Source organism: Allonocardiopsis opalescens (assembly GCF_003002095.1).
Lineage (GTDB): Bacteria > Actinomycetota > Actinomycetes > Streptosporangiales > Streptosporangiaceae > Allonocardiopsis > Allonocardiopsis opalescens.
The window spans coordinates 502,472-518,247 of the sequence record NZ_PVZC01000004.1 but is presented as its reverse complement, the minus strand read 5'-3'; the positions used below and the strand labels follow the sequence as shown (position 1 = coordinate 518,247).

The window sequence follows — 15,776 nt, the reverse complement described above, 5'->3', positions numbered from 1 at the left end:
GCCGTCTTCGGCCGGGTGGGGCTCGTCCGACACGATCAGCACGCGCATGGCTGGAGCCTAGGCGGCGCGGCGTATCAGCGGCATATGCGGCGGCCGGGCCCGCGGGCGGCTCAGCGCGCGGGTGCCGGCGCCGATCGGGTCCGGTCCGGCGCTGCGGCGGCGGTGCGCCACCAGCGGCGCGAGGCCAGCGCGGCCAGCCCGGCGCCGGCGGCGTTGAGCAGGACGTCGTCGGCGGAGGTCACCCGGTCCAGCTGCAGGACGTACTGCGCGGTCTCGACCAGCACCGAGCAGCCCGCCGCGAGCGCCAAGACCCGCGGGACCGACGCCAGTGCCGGGAAGCGCAGCGGGGCGAAGAAGCCCAGCGCCGCGAAGACCAGCAGGTTCCCGGTGATCTGGCCCGCCGCCGCCCCTGGATCGTCCGCGAGCATCGTGAGCAGGTCCTGCAGCGGTAGCAGCTGCAGCCGCCCGGGGACGGCGCCGGCCTGGCCGCCCGGCAGCATGATCATCCACACCACCGGCACCGTCCAGTAGACGATGCCGACCTCGGCCAGCGAGTCGCGCCAGGCCCGCGCCGGCGTGCCGCCGGCGGCGATCCGCAGGCGTGCCAGCGCCCACACCGCCAGCGCGGCCAGCGGCAGGGCGGCCACCGTGGTGACCACCGTTCCGGTGAAGGTCCCGATCCACAACCACCCCGTGAGCATGCCGCCCCCCCGCTTCCGTCCGGACGCGGAATCCGTCCGCCGGCCGCGTTCGTCGTACCCCCGAGACGGACGGGCGGCCGTCCGCGCCCCGGGCGTCTGTGCCCCCACTGAAGCCGGACCGCCGTTGCGGGGGCGTATGCGCTTTTCGATACGCCCGCGATACATGCGGGCCGAAAACCGTTTGGCCGGGCGGGGCGGGCGGTCCTAGAGTGCGCGTGTGTCCAGTCCCGAGGCGTCAAGACGCTAGCCACCGGTCGTCCGGTGGCCTTTAGGCGTCGTCGCGGTGCGGCCGCGTGCCCTTGGGGGCCGGGCCGCCGGGCCGCGAGCGCTGCCATCGGATCGCCGTGATCCGGGCCTCTTCCGCCGTCGTGCGCCGTAGCCGGCGCTGACGGTCTCCCCCGCGTGGTGGCCGCGCCCGGCCGGACGGACCGCTTCCGCACGTCCTCCGCCGCCGGTGCCGCGCGCCCGCCGTGCCGTCGATCCACTGCGCTCGCGGAGTCCACTGTGCCTTTCGCTCTGTACATGCTCGCCCTGGCGATCTTCGCCCAGGGCACCTCTGAGTTCATGCTGGCCGGCCTCGGGCCGGACATCGCCGAGGACTTGAACGTCTCGATTCCGGCCGCCGGCTGGCTGACCTCGGCCTTCGCGGTCGGGATGGTCGTCGGTGCGCCGCTGATGGCGGCGGTCGCCGCGCGCTGGCCGCGGCGCCGCGCGCTGCTGGCCTTCCTGATCGTCTTCCTGCTGGTGCACGTGGTGGGCGCGCTCACCACCGATTTCACCGTGCTGCTGGTGACCCGGGTGGTCGCGGCGCTGGCCAATGCCGGGTTCCTGGCCGTGGCGCTGGCGGCGGCGACGGCCATGGTCGCGCCGGACGCCAAGGGGCGCGCCACCGGTGTGCTGCTGGGCGGCACCACCCTGGCCTGCGTCGCCGGGGTGCCGGGCGGTGCCGCGCTCGGCGAGCTGTGGGGCTGGCGGGCCGCCTTCTGGGCGGTGGCGCTGGTGTCGGTGCCCGCCGTCGTCGCGATCCTGCGGTCGGTGCCGGCCGCGCCCCCCGGCGCTCCCTCGGCCGGAGCGCGCCGCGAGCTGCGGGTGCTGCGCCGTCCGCGGCTGCTGGTGGCGCTGCTGCTGGGGGCGCTGGTGAACGGCGCGACCTTCTGCAGCTTCACCTATCTGGTGCCGCTGCTCACCGAGGTGAGCGGGTTCGGTTCGGCGTGGGTGCCCGCGCTGCTGGCGCTGTTCGGGATCGGCGCCTTCGCCGGGGTCTCGGTGGGCGGACGCCTCGCCGACACGCGGGCGGTGCCGGTGCTGGCCGTCGGCGGTCCGGTCCTGCTCGCGGGCTGGGCGCTGTTCGCGCTGGGCGCGGGGGTGCCGGTCGCGGCCGCCGTGCTGGTGTGCGTGCAGGGGGCGCTGTCGTTCGCCCTGGGCTCCGCGCTGATCGCGCGGGCGCTCTATGGGGCCGCCGGGGCGCCGACCATGGCGGGCGGCTTCGCCACGGCGGCGCTGAACGTGGGGGCCGCGGTCGGGCCGTGGGCGGGCGGCGCCGCTATCGAGGCCGGCCTGGGCTTCCGCTCGCCGCTGTGGGTCAGCGCGCTGCTGGTGGCCGCCGCCCTCGCCGCGGCCGGTGCGGCGCGGGCGGTGCGGGGCGCGCCGGCGCCGCGCGTCCCGGACGCGTCCGCACCGGCCGGGTAGCGGCCGGTCCGCCCGCCGGCCGCCTCCGGTGCGCCCGGAGCGCGGCCGGCCGGCGGGGGCTCACACCTTGCGGCGCACCTTCACGGTGTTGTCGGTGCGGTTCCAGATCGTGCCGTCCGGGGCGGTCTGGACCCGCGGGTGCTCCTCGCAGCGCAGCACCTCCCAGGCCCCGGGCGCCAACTCCAGGCCGGCCAGGACCTCGTCGGGGCCGGGCAGGTAGGCGTCGGGGTGGCGCTCGGCCATGCCGGGCGGCATGTCGGAGTGCCCCACGACCAGCAGCACGCCGCCGGGCGCCACCGCCGCCGCGGCGGCGCGCAGGATCCGCTCCCGGGGGAATTCGCCGTAGGAGTGCAGGAAGTGCGCGGAGACCAGGTCGTACTCCCCGGCGGGGAAGGACGAGCCGAGGTCGTGCCGCTGCCACTCGACGCGGTCGGCCACGCCGGCCTCGGCGGCGTGCCCGGCCGCCCGGTCCAGGGCGACCTGGGAGACGTCGACGGCCGTGACGCGCCAGCCCTGCCGGGCGAGCCAGACGGCATCGCCGCCCTCGCCGCAGCCCAGGTCCAGCGCGCGTCCCGGCGCCAGGTCGGCGGCTTCGCGGACCAGGGCGGCATTGGGCTCGCCGCTCCAGACGCGTTCGTTCTCGCGGTAGCGGGCGTCCCAGATCTCCTCCTGGGTGCCCTCCTGGGTCTGACCGCTGTGGTCGGACATGGGTGTACTCCTCTGGCTCGGCTGGCGGGGCGGGGTCACAGGCCGTGGCGGCGGTCGCCGAGCACCTGCTCGGTGAGCTCGCTCTCGTCGCGGGCGGAGAAGCCGGCTCTGCGTGCGGCGACGGCCCGCCGGGTCTCCTCGGCGGCCAGGTCGCCGTTGATCATGGCTCCGGCGCGCAGGCCCGCCGTCACGGCGCCGACGAGCTGCTCGGTCACGCTGGCGACGTTACCGGCGACCCAGACGCCGGGCACCTCGGTGGCGCCGGTGGGGTCGGCCGCGATGTACTCGCCGATCACGTGCCCGTCGCGCTCCTGCTGGGTCGGCCGCAGGCCGAGGCCGGCCAGGACGCCGCCGCGGGCGGTGAAGCGCGGGGCGACCACGAGGGCCTGGCAGCGCACCACCCGGCCGTCGGCGAGCACCGCGCCCGTGAGCCGGTCGCCGGTCACCTCCAGCCGCGCCACCTCGCCCTCGACGAGGGTGACGCCCCGGGCGGCGTACTGCTCGCGCTCCTCGGCGCTCGGCTCGGGCCCGGTGTGCTGGAAGACGGTCAGGTCGGCGCTGAGCTGCCGCCACAGCAGGACCTGGTGCGCGGTCATCGGTCCGGTGTTCAGGATGCCGATCGCCTGGTCGCGCACCTCGTAGCCGTGGCAGTACGGGCAGTGCAGCACGTCGCGCCCCCACCGCTCGGCCAGCCCGGGCACCTCGGGCAGCTCGTCGGCCAGGCCGGTGGCCACCAGCAGCCGGTCGGCCGCCACCCGGGTGCCGTCGGCGAGGGCGACGCGGAAGCCGCCGCCGTCCAGCCGCTCGACCGCGGCGACCTCGCCCGGCACGATCTCGCCGCCGTACCCCTCCACCTCGGCCCGGCCCCGGGCCAGCAGTTCCTCGGGCGGCATGCCCTCGCGGCCCAGGTAGTTGTGGATGTGTCCGGCCGGGGCGTTGCGCGGCCGGCCGGCGTCCACCACCAGGACCGATCGGCGCGACCGGGCCAGGGCCATCGCCCCGCTCAGCCCGGCGGCGCCCCCGCCGATCACGACCACCTCGTAGCGCCGCGCGCCTTCGGTTCGTTCCGTCATCTCGAATCCCTCCGTTCACCGGTGATGATCGGTCCGGACCGGCCCGCTTGACAAAGTTCTTTGCCGGGTTGGCAAATAGAGGGATGGAAGCCGACGACCTCGCCGACGTGCTGACCGCCGTCGGCCCCCGGCTGCGCACGCTGCGCCGCGAGCGCGGCATCACGCTGACCGGGCTGAGCGAGACGACCGGGATCTCGGCCAGCACCCTGTCCCGGCTGGAGTCCGGGCGGCGCAGACCCACCCTGGAGCTGCTGCTGCCGCTGGCCAGGGCGCACGGTGTGCAGCTGGACGAGCTGGTGGGCGCGCCGATGACCGGCGATCCCCGGGTGCACATGCGCCCGTTCGTCCGGCACGGCCAGACCTTCGTGCCGCTGACCCGCCACCTCGGCGGCCTGCGCGCCTACAAGCAGATCATGCCGCCGGGCCCGTACGCCCATGAGCGGCCCGAGCAGCGCGCGCACGAGGGCTACGAGTGGCTGTACCTACTGTCGGGGCGGCTGCGGATCGTGCTGGGCGAGCACGACTTCATGCTCGCCGCCGGAGAGGCGGTGGAGTTCGACACCCGGGTGCCGCACGGCTTCGGCAACCCGGGGCCGGAGCCGGCGGAGTTCCTGAGCCTGTGCGGGCTGCAGGGTGAGCGGGTGCACGTGCGCGCCCGGCCCGCCCGCAGGGATTCCGAGCCGCCGGAGCACTGAGCGGCGCGGTGGTGGGGCGCGCTCAGCCGGTGGCCCAGGCGCCGTCGCGGAGCAGTTCGCGGCCCTTGAGCTCGTTGGCCTCCCGCCACGCGCGCACGCGGAGCGGGCGGACCCGGAAGTACAGGTAGGGCTCGCTCTCGCGGCGGGGGTCGAAGCCGGTCTTCGCGGCGAAGGCGTCGGCGGTCTCCTCCGGCAGCTCCGCGGGCGCCAGGGCCGTGACGGTGCCCTCGACCAGCACGACGTCGCGGGTCGGCCCGATGCCGAGCCTGGCGGTGCCCGACGCCCGCAGGTTGCGGCCGGTCGGGCTCGACCCCGGGGTGGCCAGCAGCAGGGTCTCGCCGTCCCAGAGGAAGGAGAGCGGCACCAGGTGCGGGACACCGCTGCCGGGGTCGGCGGTGGCCACCCACGCGTCGACGTCGTGCTCCAGCCGGTGCAGGGTGTCGCGCAGGCGCTGCGCGCGGCTGCGTGGGGCGGGCCTCATTCCGGTGAACCTCCTGGTGACGGGGTGGGGTCCATCATGCCGCCGCGGGCAGGGCGGCGCGGCCGCCGGGGGCGCCTAGCGGTTCCTGCGGCGGATCTTGATATCGCGCATGTCGGTGACGGCGACGCGGATCACCCGGTGCGGGTAGCCGTGCGCGTCGAGGGCGGCCAGCGCCCGGCGGGTGGCCTCGGGCTCGCCGTCGGTCGGCTCCTCGGCCGGGACCTGGCAGCGGAAGGTGAAGGCCGACAGGGCGCGGTCGGTGGTGAAGGCGCCGGTCTCGGTGTAGCCGGGCTGGAAGGCGTCGGCGTCGGCGCGCAGCGCGGCGCGCTGGGCCTCGGTGATCCCGTCGAAGGCGCCGCTGATGGTCACCCGGAACATGTCACTCCTCTCGTACGGCGTAGCCGAGCACCCGCTCGCTCAGGACGTCCTCGATGGCGTCGAGCAGAGCGAGCGCGGCCTCGGCGATGGTGTCGGGGTGCTCGCCCGCGGCGGTGCGGACGCCGATCTCGGCGAGGAGGGTGGAGTGCACCCAGCCCAGCTGGCCCGCCACCACGCGGGGCAGCAGCTCGCCGGGCGCGGCGCGGGTCTCCTCGGCGAGCGCGGCGGCCAGCGCGTCCTCCATCTGCCGGCCGAGGTCGATCAGCCGCGCGGTCAGCGTGGGCGCGGACCGCATCATGCCGAAGACGCGGCCGAAGCCCTCGGCGAGCCCGACCATGCGGTCGCGGCGGCGCACCTCCTCGCGGAGCCGGTCGAGCACGGCGCGGGCGGCGGAGACGCCGGCCGCGCGCTCACGGACGATCTCGGCCAGGCGCTCGGCCGACGCCCGGTCGGGCGGCAGCACCAGGTCCTCCTTGGCCGGGAAGTAGTTGTACAGCGTGTTCACCGACACCTCGGCGGCCGCGGCGACCTCGGCGATGGTGACCCTGTCGAAGCCGCGGTCGACGAACAAACCGGTGGCGACGTCGTAGATCCGCTGGCGTGTCTGTTGCTTCTTGCGCTCGCGCAGTCCTCCGGCCACAGCACGAAACCTAACACGGTTCCCAATTTGCAGTCAATTGCAGATTTGCGGTCCGTTCTGGTTTCGTGGAGGCATGTTCGCACCGGTCAGCGACCCCGTGGCGGCGCCGCTCGTTCCGGCGCGGGCGCCGTCCCGAGCCGGGCCCGGCCGCCCGAGGCGGTGGGCGAGGCGGCCGGTCCTGGGCGGGCTCAGCCCGCCAGCGCCGCCTTGAGCGCCTGGAGGCGCTCGCGCCAGAACGCCTTGGCGCGGGCCGCCTCCTCGGCGCCGGCCAGCCGCTGGTGCTCCAGCGCCACCCGCGAGCGGTCCCGGCCGACCGCGGTGAAGCCGAACACGACCCGGCCACCGCCGTCGGCCAGGTCGGCGCGGAGCGACTTCGGGGCCGTGGCGGTGCGCACGGACAGCTCCTCGGGCAGCCAGCCCCGCCGCTCACCGGCGTCGGCGACCGCCTGGAACAGCCGCGCCACCGGCACACCCACGGTGACACTGGCATTGGCGGAGTAGGTGCCGTCGGAGCGCTGCCCGGGGGCGCGCATGCCCCGGTGCTGCTCGTAGCCGACGGTGACGCTCTGCGCCCACCACCCGTCGAGCCGCTGCTCGGCGACCAGCCGGCGGGCGATCTCGGTGTGCGTGCGCCGGACCGCCTCCCAGGCGTCGAGCACCGCGAACCACTCGGCCCAGCCGCGCCCGGTGTGCCTGCGCAGCGCCTCGTCGGACACCGACTCCGTGATCGGCGCCGGACCGCCGGTGCCGCCTGACGGCGCCTCGCCCGGCTGCGGTTCCTCGCCCATGCCGTCCTCCCCCGTTCGCCCGCCTCGGCTCCACCGTGGCACACTCCCGCCCCGGCCGCCCGCCGACGCGGCGGCGGGCGACCGCGTACGCCGTGCCGACGACCGGCAGCCGTTCCGACCGCCTGCCGGGTCTGACGGCGGGTCCGCGGCCGGAGCACGGCGGCTAGGTCCGCGCCGAGCGCATCGTCTCGATCAGGCTGGTGAAACTGTCCGCGGCGCGCCCGTCGGCCATGCCCCGCTCGAAGATCTCCAGCACCGCCGCCGGGAGGGCGGGGTCGATTCCGGAGTCGCGTGCGGTGTGCACGATGTGGCGGACGCTCTCGGTGCCCATGGCCAGCCGGTCCACATCGCCGGGGTACTCCCCGGCGTCGATGCGCGAGGTGTAGAACTTCAGGAACTCCGGCATGCCGGTGAAGGTGTCGCCCAGGAAGGGCAGCAGCCGCCGCGCCGACACGCCGTGCGCCCCGGCCAGCGCCACGGCGTGCAGGTAGGCGAGCATCGAGGTCCAGAAGACGTCCATCTGGAGCTGGTAGTACAGCGCGGCCAGCCCGGAATCCTCGCCCAGGTGGTCGATCCCGGTGAGCACCGCCAGGGCGCCGCGGTGCGCCTCCAGCACCTCCGCCGGGCCGCTGTAGAGGGTCGTCGACCCGGCCGAGCCGATGCCCGACGGCGGCGAGAGCACGCCTCCGGTGAGGTGGCGGGCGCCGTGCGCCCGCGCCCAGTCGGCGCCCTCGCGGGCGCGGGCGGGGGTGTCGGAGCTGAGGTTCACCAGGTCGCGCCCTGCCAGCGCGTCCGCGACCGGGTCGAGCACGGCGTACGCGGCGGCGTAGTCGGTCAGGCTGAGCACCACCAGGGTGCCGGCGGCCAGGGCGTCGCGGGGGCTCGCCGCGCGTACGGCGCCCCGTGCGACGAGTTCGTCGGCCCGCTCCGGCGTGCGGTTCCAGACCGTCACCGGGTGGCCGGCCTTCAGGAGGGCCCCGGCCATCGCCCGGCCCATCGGGCCCAGTCCGATCACGGTCACGTGTTCGCGGTCCATCTGTTCCACTCCTCTAAAACGATCGTTCTATTTAGTGGGCAGCCTAGCAGAGTTCTGGAATGAGCGTTCTATCCGGAGCTTCGGTAGGGTGGCGGCATGAGCACAGCGGACGGCAGCGGCGCCACCGGCACCCGCGAGCGCATCGTGCTGGCCGCCTCGCGGCTGATGCAGCGGCAGGGCTACGACGGCACCGGCATCAAGCAGATCTCCACGGAGGCCGGAGCCACCTTCGGCTCGGTCTACCATTTCTTCCCCGGCGGCAAGCGCGAGCTGGCCGTCGCCGCCATCCGCCACGGAGACCAGGAGTTCGGCGACTTCCTCCGCGAGGAACTCGACCGGGTGGACGACCCGGCCGAGGCCGTCGCCGCCTGCGCCCGGACGCTCGCGGCGGGCCTGCGCGCCTCCGACTGGACCGACGGCTGCCCCGTCACCGCCACCGCGCTCGGCTCGGCCACCCGCGCGCCGGAGATCCAGCAGGCCGCCGCGGCCGCCTTCGAGCGCTGGCGCGGCCTGGTCGCCGAGCGGCTGCGCCGCTCGGGCCTGCCCGACGCCGACGCGCGGGAACTGGCCGCCACGGTGGTCAGCGCGCTGGAGGGCGCCGAGTTCGCCGCCCAGGTGTCGCGGAGCGAGGAGCCGTTGCTCACCACGGGGCGGCAGCTGGCCCGGTTGATCTCGTCCTACCGCTAGACCGCGAGCGGTGTCAGAGGCACGGGGTAGGAGGGACGGGTCCGCCCCGAACCCGCGAGGAGTCCGCCATGGCCTTCCGGAGCCCGTTCCCGCTCGTGTACACCGACGACGTCGAGCGGATGGCGCGCTTCTACACCGACGAACTGGGCTTCGCGGTCGCCTTCCGCTTCCCTGACGACCCGGCGCTGCCGATGGAGTTCGTCCAGCTGGCCCTCGACGGCGGCGGCCTGGGCCTGGGCCGCCCCACCGACCCGGCGCACGGCGGTCCGGTCGCCGCCGCCAGCGACCCGGCCACCTTCGAGCTGTGCGTGCGCACCGACGATGTCGACGCCGCCGTGTCGCGGCTGCGCGCCGCGGGCGCGCCGGTGCTGCGCGAGCCCCAGGACATGCCGTGGAACGAGCGCATGGCCTATGTCGCCGACCCCGACGGCCATCCGATCATGCTCTACGCGCCGGTCGGCGACGGTGGGAACTAGGCCACGTCCGCGCAGGCCGCCCGCAGGTCTCCGTCCCTTCTGCGGCCCCTCATCGGTCGGGTCCCTCACGCACCCATGGGCCCCGGCCGGTCGGTTACGGCTCGGCTCCCGGGCGCGCCACCTCGCCCCGACCGGTGCCCTCCACCAGCAGCGTGTAGGCGCGCGCCACCTCGGCGGCCGGGGTGCCCGCGCCGCCGTCCAGGCCCATCGCGACCAGGGACTCGCGCACCCACCCGGGGCTGACGGCGTTCAGCCGGAGACCGCGGGGCGCCTCGGCCGCCGCCGTCCGGACGAACGCGTCCAGTCCGGCGTTGACCAGGGCGCCGAAGGCGCTGCCCGGCGTCGGCTCGGTGAAGGCGCCGCTGGTGAGGGTGACCGACCCGCCGTCGGGCAGCCGCCGCAGGGCCCGGCGCGCCAGCGCGACCTGGCCGAGCAGCTTGCCGGGCAGGCCGCGGGTGAACTCCGCGTCGGACGCGTCCACCAGCGGAGCCAGCGGCGCGCTGGCGGCGCAGCACACGACGGCGTCCGCGTCGGGCACGGTGTCGAAGAGCGCGTCGATCGAGGGGGTGCTCTCCAGGTCCACCCGGACCGGGCCGCCGCGCGACGCCCGCACCACCTCGTGTCCGCGCTCCGCCAGGTCGCGGGCGACCGCGCCGCCGATCGTGCCCGAGGCTCCGACGACGATGACCTTCATCCGCTCCTCCAGTCCGCGCCCCGGTGCGCGGCCCGGCGGCCGCGTCCCGGCCCGGGCGCGTCTCCGCGAGGATCATGGCACCGGCGGCCGCGGCGGCAGGAGGCGGGCTAGGCTCCGGGCATGGCGACCATCCGCGACATCGTGTTCGACTGCGCGCACCCCGCCTCGCTGGCACGGTTCTGGGCGGCCGTGCTGGACGGCTACGACATCGCCCCCTACGACGACGCCGAACTGGAGCGGCTGCACCAGCTCGGCATCACCGGCACCGAGGACGACCCCGGCGTACTGGTGGTCGCCGGGCCGGGGCGGCCCCGGCTGTACTTCCAGCGGGTGCCCGAGAGCAAGACCGTCAAGAACCGCGTGCACATCGACGTGGACGCCGCCGACCACGCCGCCGAACTGGAGCGGCTGCGCGGACTCGGCGCCCGCGTGCTCGGCGACTTCCCGGAGTGGACCACGATGGCCGACCCCGAGGGCAACGAGTTCTGCGTGATGAAGGTCTGAGCCCGCCGCCTCAGCGGCGCGCCGGACGGGCCGGGCGGCCCCCGCCGTTGCCGTAGAGGGAGACCAGCGCGTCCACCTCGGCGGCCGGTGCCGTGTCGGCGAAGGCGCCGGGCCGCTCGACGCCGTAACCGACGGTGAGCGTCCACTGCGCGTACCACCACTCCGACCGGTGCGAGAGACTGACAAAGCGGAAGTTGGCGCGGTAGCGCCCCAGGGTGCCGCGCTCCAGCGCGAACAGCTCGCCCGGTCGGCGCTGCGGAAAGGCGTCCGCCACCGAGGTGCGGCACACCGCGAGCACCCCGCCGCGCTCGGCGAACCGCAGGCCCCAGTGCGCCGCCGCCGGGCGGCCCGGGCGATCGGGCGCCGGGCCGAACTCCGCGTGCGGACGGTAGTCGGCGCTATCGCGCAGCACCACGTCGTGCAGCGTGGTCCGGGCGTCCGGATCAGGAGCGCCGGGCAGCGGCAGCACACGCGGCAGAGCCGAGCGCCGGGCCGCCTCGGCCGCACCCCGCCCGGCCGCCGACCACCACACCGCGATCCGCTGCACCACGATCAGCGGCGCGCCACGCTCCCGCACCTTCGACACAGTGGCCATTGTGACGGCCGCGCCGCCGCGAGCGCGTACGCGCGGCCGTAGCCCTAGCGGAGGTACCAAGGCGTCTTGCGGCCGGGCTCCTCGGATTCGTCCGGTTCCCCGGGGCGCTCGGGAGGCTTGGCCGGCTTCTGCTCCTGCTGCGCCTCCTGGTCCTGCCGCTCGTCGTGGTCGTCCCGGGCGGGCTCCGCTTCGGCGCCGTCGTCGTGCGGCGGCCCAGCGGCCGTGGCGCCGCCGGACGGAGGGTCCAGGTCCACCGAGGCGCCCGGGGCGAGTCGGGCGTAGGGCACGCCGGTGGCCGGGCCGCCGTCGCCCAGGAGGCTCGCGACGGCGCCGAGGCCGGCGTCGTTGAGGAGGCCGTCGTGGACGGCGAAGACGCGCTCGGGCGCTACGGCGCGGATGTAGTCGACGAGTTCGCCGGGCCTGGTCCACATGCCGTGTACCGGCAGCAGCAGGGTCTCGACCGCGACCTCGGGGACCGTCAGGGCGTCGCCGGGGTGGAACAGGCGGTCGTCGATGCGGAAGCCGATGTTGCCGATGCGCGGGATGTCGGGGTGGATCTGGGCGTGCCAGGTGCCGTGCACGGAGACGGTGAATCCGGCCACCCGGAAGACCTCGCCGTCGCCGACGGTGTGCACCCGGCGGCCCAGGTCGGACAGGCGCAGCGCGACGGCGCTGTTGGTCCACACGTTCAGCCCCGAGTCGGCCGCCACCGCGGCGCGCACGGTGTCCTCCGCGAAGTGGTCGCTGTGCTCGTGGGTGATCAGGATGGCGTCCGCGCCGTCGACGGCCGACGGGTCGGTGAGGCCGCCGGGGTCGACCACCAGGCGGCCGCCGTCCTTGCGCACGGCCACGCACGCGTGGCCGAACTTGGTGAGTTCCACCGACCGCTCCCCCTCCGGCACGCACCGACGTAGCCCGTGACGTGCAGCGTAACCAGGCGATCGCTCCCGGTGACGCAGGCCGGGCCGGGCGCGCCGCGCCGGTCAGCCGGCGAAGAAGCCGCCGAGTGCGGCGGCGAGCTGCTCGGGTGCCTCCTCGGCCATGTGGTGCCCGGAGTCGATCCCGCCGGCCCGCACGTCGTCGGCCCAGTCGCGCCAGATGTCCAGCGGGTCGCCGTAGAGGCCGGGAAGGTCGTCGCGGCGCGACCACAGCACCAGCACCGGGCAGCGCAGCCGCGCGCCGGCCGCGCGGTCGGCCTCCTCGTGCCGCCGGTCGACGGTGAGGCCGGCGCGGTAGTCCGCCAGCATGGCCCGCACCACCTCGGGCCTGCGCACGGCCGCGCGCCACTCGTCGTGGTTCTCCCGGCCCATGGCGGCCGGATCGCCCTGGTACCAGGCGTCGGGGTCGGCGTTGATGACGCGTTCGGGGACGTCGGGCTGGGCGAAGAAGAACCAGTGCCAGTACCGCCGCGCGAACTCCGCGGTGATGCGCGACAGGTGCTCGCTGATGGGGACGCAGTCCAGCAGCGCCACCCGCGACACCGCGTCGCCGTGGTCGAGGGCGAGCCGCAGCGCGACGTAGCTGCCGCGGTCGTGCCCGGCCAGGCCGAACCGGGGGTGCCCGAGCGCGCGCATCACCGCCACCATGTCGGCCGCGACGGCGCGCTTGGCGTATCCGCTGTGGTCGGCGGTGGGCGCCGGCCCGCGCGAGCGGCCGTAGCCGCGCAGGTCGGGGCAGACGACGGTGAAGCCGAGCTCCACCAGGCGGGGGGCGACCCGGTGCCAGGTGGCGGAGGTCCTGGGGTGGCCGTGCAGCAGCAGCACGGGCGGGCCCGCTCCGCCGTGGCGGACGAAGATCTCCGCGTCGGGGACCTGGATCGTCTCGGCCGTGAAGTGCTCGAACACCGGTCCACTATCCCGCACCGGAGTGCGGCCGGCCCATGCGGACGGGCGGTGGGCGGATCGGGCCGCGCCGGGTGCGTCGACCGCGTGTCGGGCCGGTGATCTCACTACCGTGGTGCACTCCGGCACGTGAAAGTTGGGGGCAGATGCGCGATCAGACCATCGGGGAGTTCCTGGACAGGCTGGCCTCGCGGGACCCGGCGCCCGGGGGCGGGGCCAGCGCCGCGCTGCACGCCGCGCAGGGCGCCGCGCTGCTGGGCATGGTGGCGCGCTACAGCACCGGGGAGAAGTACGCCGAGCACGCCGAGGAGATCGAGCGGATCACCGAGGAGGTCGACCGGCTGCGCGAGCGCGCGCTGGAGCTGGCCGAGCGCGACGCCGTCGCCTTCACCAAGGTCACCGACGCCTACCGGCTGCCGAAGGACACCGAGGACGAGCGCGGCGCGCGCAGCCGGGCGATCGCGGCGGCGCTGGTGGGCGCGGGCGCGGTGCCCGCCGAGGTGATCGTGGTGGCCCGCCGCCTGGTGGGGCTGACCGAGGAGCTGCTGCCGATCGGCAACCCCCACGTCGCCACCGATGTGGCGGCGGCGGCCGAGGCGGTGCGCGCCGCGCTGACCACGGCCCGGGTGAACGTCGAGGTGAACCTGAAGGGCATCACCGACGACACGGCGCGCGCCCAGCTCGCCGCGGTGGTCGCCGACGTCGACCGGCACGTCAGGCGCACCGCGCAGGTCACCGAGGCCGTCCGGGCGGAGCTGTCCCGGTGAGCGCCGAGCTGATATCGGGCCGCGAGCTGGCCGCCGAGCTGCGCGAGGGCACCGCGGCGCGGGCGGCCCGGCTCGCCGAGGCGGGCCGCCCGCCGCGGCTGGCCGTGGTCTGGGCCACCGACGACGGCGCCGCCGCCTGGTACGTGCGCTCCATCGCCAAGGCGGCCGACAAGGCCGGGGTCGGCTGCGAGCTGGTGGAACTCGGCGCGTCGGCGAGCGCCGACGCGGTGCAGGCCCGGCTGGCCGAGTCGGGCGGCGACCCGTCCGTCCACGGGGTGATCCTGCAGACCCCGCTGCCCGACGGAGCCGAGCCGGACGAACTGGCGGCGGTGATCCCGCCGGACAAGGACGTCGACGGCGCCAATCCGCTCTCCCTGGGCCGGCTCGCCGCCGGACTGCCCGCCTTCGCCCCGGCCACGGCGGCGGCGGTGCTGGCGCTGCTCGACCACCACGGCGTCGCGCTCGCCGGGCGGCACGCCGTGGTGGTCGGCCGCTCCACCGTGGTCGGCAAGCCCGCCGCGCACCTGCTGCTGGACCGCGACGCCACCGTCACCGTCGCCCACTCACGCACCGCCGACCTGGCCGCCGTCACCCGCACGGCCGAGGTGCTGGTGGTGGCGGCGGGCCGCCCAGGGCTGATCACCCCCGACCACGTCCGCCCGGGCGCGGTCGTGGTGGACGTGGGCACCAACCCCACGCCCGACGGCGGCCTGGTCGGCGATGTCGCGCCCGAGGCGGCAGAGCGGGCCGGGGCGCTGACCCCGGTGCCGGGCGGCGTCGGCCCGGTCACCACCGCGCTGCTGCTGCGGCACACGGTCATCGCCGCCGAGCGCTGACCGGACCGGTGCCGACCGCGGAGGCGGTCAGGACCTGTCCTACTCTTCGGGCATCCTGGTGCGGTGACCGATACCCCGGGGCGGCTGCTCGCGCTGCTGTCCCTGCTGCAGACGCCCCGCGACTGGCCCGGCAGCGAGCTGGCCGAGCGGCTGGAGGTCAGCACCCGCACGATCCGGCGCGATGTCGACCGGCTGCGGGAACTGGGCTACCCGGTGGAGGCGACCCTGGGCTCGGCCGGCGGCTACCGGCTGGTGGCCGGCACGGCCATGCCGCCGCTGGTGCTGGACGACGAGGAGGCGGTGGCGGTGGCCATCGGGCTGCGCACCGCCACCCGCCAGCCGGTGGCCGGCATCGAGGAGGCGTCGGTGCGGGCGCTGACCAAGCTGGAGCAGGTGCTGCCCTCCCGGCTGCGGCACCGCGTCGGCGCGCTGAACGCCGCCACCGTCCCGATGGCCTACGGCGGCGGCCCGAACGTGGACCCCGGCGACCTGTCGGTGCTGGCGCTGGCCATCGCGCACGGCGAGGGGCTGCGCTTCGGCTACGTGGCCGCCGACGGGCGGGCGAGCCAGCGCCGGGTGGAGCCGTACCGCCTGGTGGCGGCCGAGCGGCGCTGGTACCTGGTGGCCTTCGACAACGACCGCGACGACTGGCGGGTGTTCCGGGTGGACCGGGTGCGCGAGCCGCGCGCCACCGGGGCGCGCGTCACCCCGCGCGAGCCGCCCGAGCCGGACGCGGCGGCCTTCGTCTCCGGCCGGATGCAGGCGATGCGGACGACGCACCGGGTGGTGGCCACCCTGCGGCTGCCGGCCGCCGAGGCCGTCGAGCGGGGCTGGTTCGCGGCCGAGGACATCGAGCCGGTCGACGCCGCCCACTGCCGCCTGGACGGCCACGTCGACACCCTGGAGTGGACGGCCTTCGCCCTGCTCCGGCTGGGCTGCGAGTTCACCGTGCACGAGCCGGCCGAACTCGCCGCCCACCTGCGCGAGCTGGGCGGCCGCGCCGTGCGCGCCGCCGCGTCCGGCTAGCGCCGGCTCAGGCGAGGCCGCGGCCGCGTACGCGCCGTCGGCGGCGAGCCGGCCGACGTGGGCGGCCACCTGGCGGCGCGCCGCACCGTGCGGCGGGAAACGGCTCGACCTGCCCGCTAGCATCCGCTGTTGATCATGTCGCCGCCGACCGGGAGGGCCCG

General features: G+C 76.0%; 20 protein-coding genes. 8 read left to right on the top strand and 12 right to left on the bottom strand.

What is annotated here, in order from left to right:
* Positions 1-110: 110 nt before the first annotated feature.
* A complete protein-coding gene (locus tag CLV72_RS15920; protein ID WP_106246535.1) occupies positions 111-701 on the bottom strand; it encodes a VanZ family protein in 591 nt (196 codons plus the stop codon).
* 504 nt (positions 702-1,205) lie between these two features.
* Here CLV72_RS15920 and CLV72_RS15915 point away from each other — a divergent pair.
* Entirely contained in the window at positions 1,206-2,390 is a 1,185-nt protein-coding gene (locus tag CLV72_RS15915) for a Cmx/CmrA family chloramphenicol efflux MFS transporter (protein WP_106246533.1), read from the top strand.
* A gap of 60 nt (positions 2,391-2,450) precedes the next feature.
* On the opposite strand, the gene CLV72_RS15910 is transcribed toward CLV72_RS15915, so the two are convergent.
* Positions 2,451-3,098, bottom strand: coding sequence for a class I SAM-dependent methyltransferase (locus CLV72_RS15910; RefSeq protein WP_106246531.1), 648 nt, complete (start codon positions 3,096-3,098; stop codon positions 2,451-2,453).
* A gap of 35 nt (positions 3,099-3,133) precedes the next feature.
* Entirely contained in the window at positions 3,134-4,171 is a 1,038-nt protein-coding gene (locus CLV72_RS15905) for an NAD(P)/FAD-dependent oxidoreductase (RefSeq protein ID WP_106246528.1), read from the bottom strand.
* Positions 4,172-4,254: 83 nt separating this feature from the next.
* Between CLV72_RS15905 and CLV72_RS15900 the strand changes: the two genes are divergently transcribed.
* Positions 4,255-4,866, top strand: a complete 612-nt coding sequence (locus tag CLV72_RS15900; protein WP_106246525.1) for a helix-turn-helix domain-containing protein — start codon at positions 4,255-4,257, stop codon at positions 4,864-4,866.
* 22 nt (positions 4,867-4,888) lie between these two features.
* Here the strand turns inward: CLV72_RS15900 and CLV72_RS15895 are convergent, their stop codons facing one another.
* The 5 genes from CLV72_RS15895 to CLV72_RS15875 form a co-directional block, all read right to left on the bottom strand.
* Positions 4,889-5,347, bottom strand: a complete 459-nt coding sequence (locus CLV72_RS15895; RefSeq protein WP_106246523.1) for a pyridoxamine 5'-phosphate oxidase family protein — start codon at positions 5,345-5,347, stop codon at positions 4,889-4,891.
* Between the two features lie 75 nt (positions 5,348-5,422).
* Positions 5,423-5,725, bottom strand: coding sequence for a DUF6204 family protein (locus tag CLV72_RS15890; RefSeq protein WP_106246520.1), 303 nt, complete (start codon positions 5,723-5,725; stop codon positions 5,423-5,425).
* A gap of 1 nt (position 5,726) precedes the next feature.
* Positions 5,727-6,365, bottom strand: coding sequence for a TetR/AcrR family transcriptional regulator (locus CLV72_RS15885; RefSeq protein ID WP_106246518.1), 639 nt, complete (start codon positions 6,363-6,365; stop codon positions 5,727-5,729).
* Between the two features lie 188 nt (positions 6,366-6,553).
* On the bottom strand, positions 6,554-7,153 hold the full coding sequence (locus CLV72_RS15880; RefSeq protein ID WP_106246515.1) for a hypothetical protein: 600 nt from the start codon (positions 7,151-7,153) through the stop codon (positions 6,554-6,556).
* 163 nt (positions 7,154-7,316) lie between these two features.
* Entirely contained in the window at positions 7,317-8,189 is an 873-nt protein-coding gene (locus CLV72_RS15875; RefSeq protein WP_106246513.1) for an NAD(P)-dependent oxidoreductase, read from the bottom strand.
* Positions 8,190-8,285: 96 nt separating this feature from the next.
* Here CLV72_RS15875 and CLV72_RS15870 point away from each other — a divergent pair, with 96 nt between their 5' ends.
* Both CLV72_RS15870 and CLV72_RS15865 read left to right on the top strand, forming a co-directional pair.
* Positions 8,286-8,876 carry a TetR/AcrR family transcriptional regulator gene (locus CLV72_RS15870; RefSeq protein WP_106246510.1) on the top strand — a complete coding sequence of 197 codons (591 nt, stop codon included), beginning with the start codon at positions 8,286-8,288 and terminating at the stop codon, positions 8,874-8,876.
* Positions 8,877-8,944: 68 nt separating this feature from the next.
* Complete coding sequence (locus tag CLV72_RS15865) at positions 8,945-9,352, top strand: VOC family protein (RefSeq protein ID WP_106246508.1); 408 nt, start codon at positions 8,945-8,947, stop codon at positions 9,350-9,352.
* Between the two features lie 94 nt (positions 9,353-9,446).
* Here CLV72_RS15865 and CLV72_RS15860 read toward each other — a convergent pair whose 3' ends face one another.
* Positions 9,447-10,046 carry a short chain dehydrogenase gene (locus CLV72_RS15860; protein WP_106246506.1) on the bottom strand — a complete coding sequence of 200 codons (600 nt, stop codon included), beginning with the start codon at positions 10,044-10,046 and terminating at the stop codon, positions 9,447-9,449.
* Between the two features lie 120 nt (positions 10,047-10,166).
* Between CLV72_RS15860 and CLV72_RS15855 the strand changes: the two genes are divergently transcribed.
* Positions 10,167-10,550: a VOC family protein gene (locus CLV72_RS15855; protein WP_106246503.1), complete on the top strand. Its 384-nt coding sequence runs from the start codon at positions 10,167-10,169 to the stop codon at positions 10,548-10,550.
* Between the two features lie 10 nt (positions 10,551-10,560).
* Here the strand turns inward: CLV72_RS15855 and CLV72_RS15850 are convergent, their stop codons facing one another.
* From CLV72_RS15850 to CLV72_RS15840, 3 genes are all read right to left on the bottom strand, one after another.
* Positions 10,561-11,136, bottom strand: coding sequence for a hypothetical protein (locus tag CLV72_RS15850; protein ID WP_146159459.1), 576 nt, complete (start codon positions 11,134-11,136; stop codon positions 10,561-10,563).
* Positions 11,137-11,189: 53 nt separating this feature from the next.
* Entirely contained in the window at positions 11,190-12,026 is an 837-nt protein-coding gene (locus CLV72_RS15845; protein WP_106246497.1) for an MBL fold metallo-hydrolase, read from the bottom strand.
* A gap of 102 nt (positions 12,027-12,128) precedes the next feature.
* Positions 12,129-12,989 (bottom strand): alpha/beta fold hydrolase, encoded by an 861-nt coding sequence (locus tag CLV72_RS15840; protein ID WP_106246495.1) that lies wholly within the window; start codon positions 12,987-12,989, stop codon positions 12,129-12,131.
* A gap of 143 nt (positions 12,990-13,132) precedes the next feature.
* Here CLV72_RS15840 and CLV72_RS15835 point away from each other — a divergent pair, with 143 nt between their 5' ends.
* From CLV72_RS15835 to CLV72_RS15825, 3 genes are all read left to right on the top strand, one after another.
* Positions 13,133-13,753, top strand: coding sequence for a cyclodeaminase/cyclohydrolase family protein (locus CLV72_RS15835; RefSeq protein ID WP_106246493.1), 621 nt, complete (start codon positions 13,133-13,135; stop codon positions 13,751-13,753).
* Positions 13,750-14,589: a bifunctional 5,10-methylenetetrahydrofolate dehydrogenase/5,10-methenyltetrahydrofolate cyclohydrolase gene (locus tag CLV72_RS15830; protein ID WP_106246490.1), complete on the top strand. Its 840-nt coding sequence runs from the start codon at positions 13,750-13,752 to the stop codon at positions 14,587-14,589. Before CLV72_RS15835 ends, CLV72_RS15830 begins: the two co-directional genes overlap by 4 nt.
* Positions 14,590-14,652: 63 nt before the next feature.
* Positions 14,653-15,615 carry a helix-turn-helix transcriptional regulator gene (locus tag CLV72_RS15825; protein ID WP_106246487.1) on the top strand — a complete coding sequence of 321 codons (963 nt, stop codon included), beginning with the start codon at positions 14,653-14,655 and terminating at the stop codon, positions 15,613-15,615.
* Positions 15,616-15,776: the final 161 nt, after the last annotated feature.

Excerpts from the sequence above, each read along its gene's own strand:
- CLV72_RS15865 (WP_106246508.1), top strand. The coding sequence starts at position 8,945 with ATGGCCTTCCGGAGCCCGTTCCCGCTCGTGTACACCGACGACGTCGAG.
- CLV72_RS15900 (WP_106246525.1), top strand. The coding sequence starts at position 4,255 with ATGGAAGCCGACGACCTCGCCGACGTGCTGACCGCCGTCGGCCCCCGG.
- CLV72_RS15855 (WP_106246503.1), top strand. The coding sequence starts at position 10,167 with ATGGCGACCATCCGCGACATCGTGTTCGACTGCGCGCACCCCGCCTCG.
- CLV72_RS15920 (WP_106246535.1), bottom strand. The coding sequence starts at position 701 with ATGCTCACGGGGTGGTTGTGGATCGGGACCTTCACCGGAACGGTGGTC.
- CLV72_RS15860 (WP_106246506.1), bottom strand. The coding sequence starts at position 10,046 with ATGAAGGTCATCGTCGTCGGAGCCTCGGGCACGATCGGCGGCGCGGTC.
- CLV72_RS15875 (WP_106246513.1), bottom strand. The coding sequence starts at position 8,189 with ATGGACCGCGAACACGTGACCGTGATCGGACTGGGCCCGATGGGCCGG.
- CLV72_RS15880 (WP_106246515.1), bottom strand. The coding sequence starts at position 7,153 with ATGGGCGAGGAACCGCAGCCGGGCGAGGCGCCGTCAGGCGGCACCGGC.
- CLV72_RS15895 (WP_106246523.1), bottom strand. The coding sequence starts at position 5,347 with ATGAGGCCCGCCCCACGCAGCCGCGCGCAGCGCCTGCGCGACACCCTG.
- CLV72_RS15905 (WP_106246528.1), bottom strand. The coding sequence starts at position 4,171 with ATGACGGAACGAACCGAAGGCGCGCGGCGCTACGAGGTGGTCGTGATC.
- CLV72_RS15890 (WP_106246520.1), bottom strand. The coding sequence starts at position 5,725 with ATGTTCCGGGTGACCATCAGCGGCGCCTTCGACGGGATCACCGAGGCC.
- CLV72_RS15870 (WP_106246510.1), top strand. The coding sequence starts at position 8,286 with ATGAGCACAGCGGACGGCAGCGGCGCCACCGGCACCCGCGAGCGCATC.
- CLV72_RS15835 (WP_106246493.1), top strand. The coding sequence starts at position 13,133 with ATGCGCGATCAGACCATCGGGGAGTTCCTGGACAGGCTGGCCTCGCGG.
- CLV72_RS15910 (WP_106246531.1), bottom strand. The coding sequence starts at position 3,098 with ATGTCCGACCACAGCGGTCAGACCCAGGAGGGCACCCAGGAGGAGATC.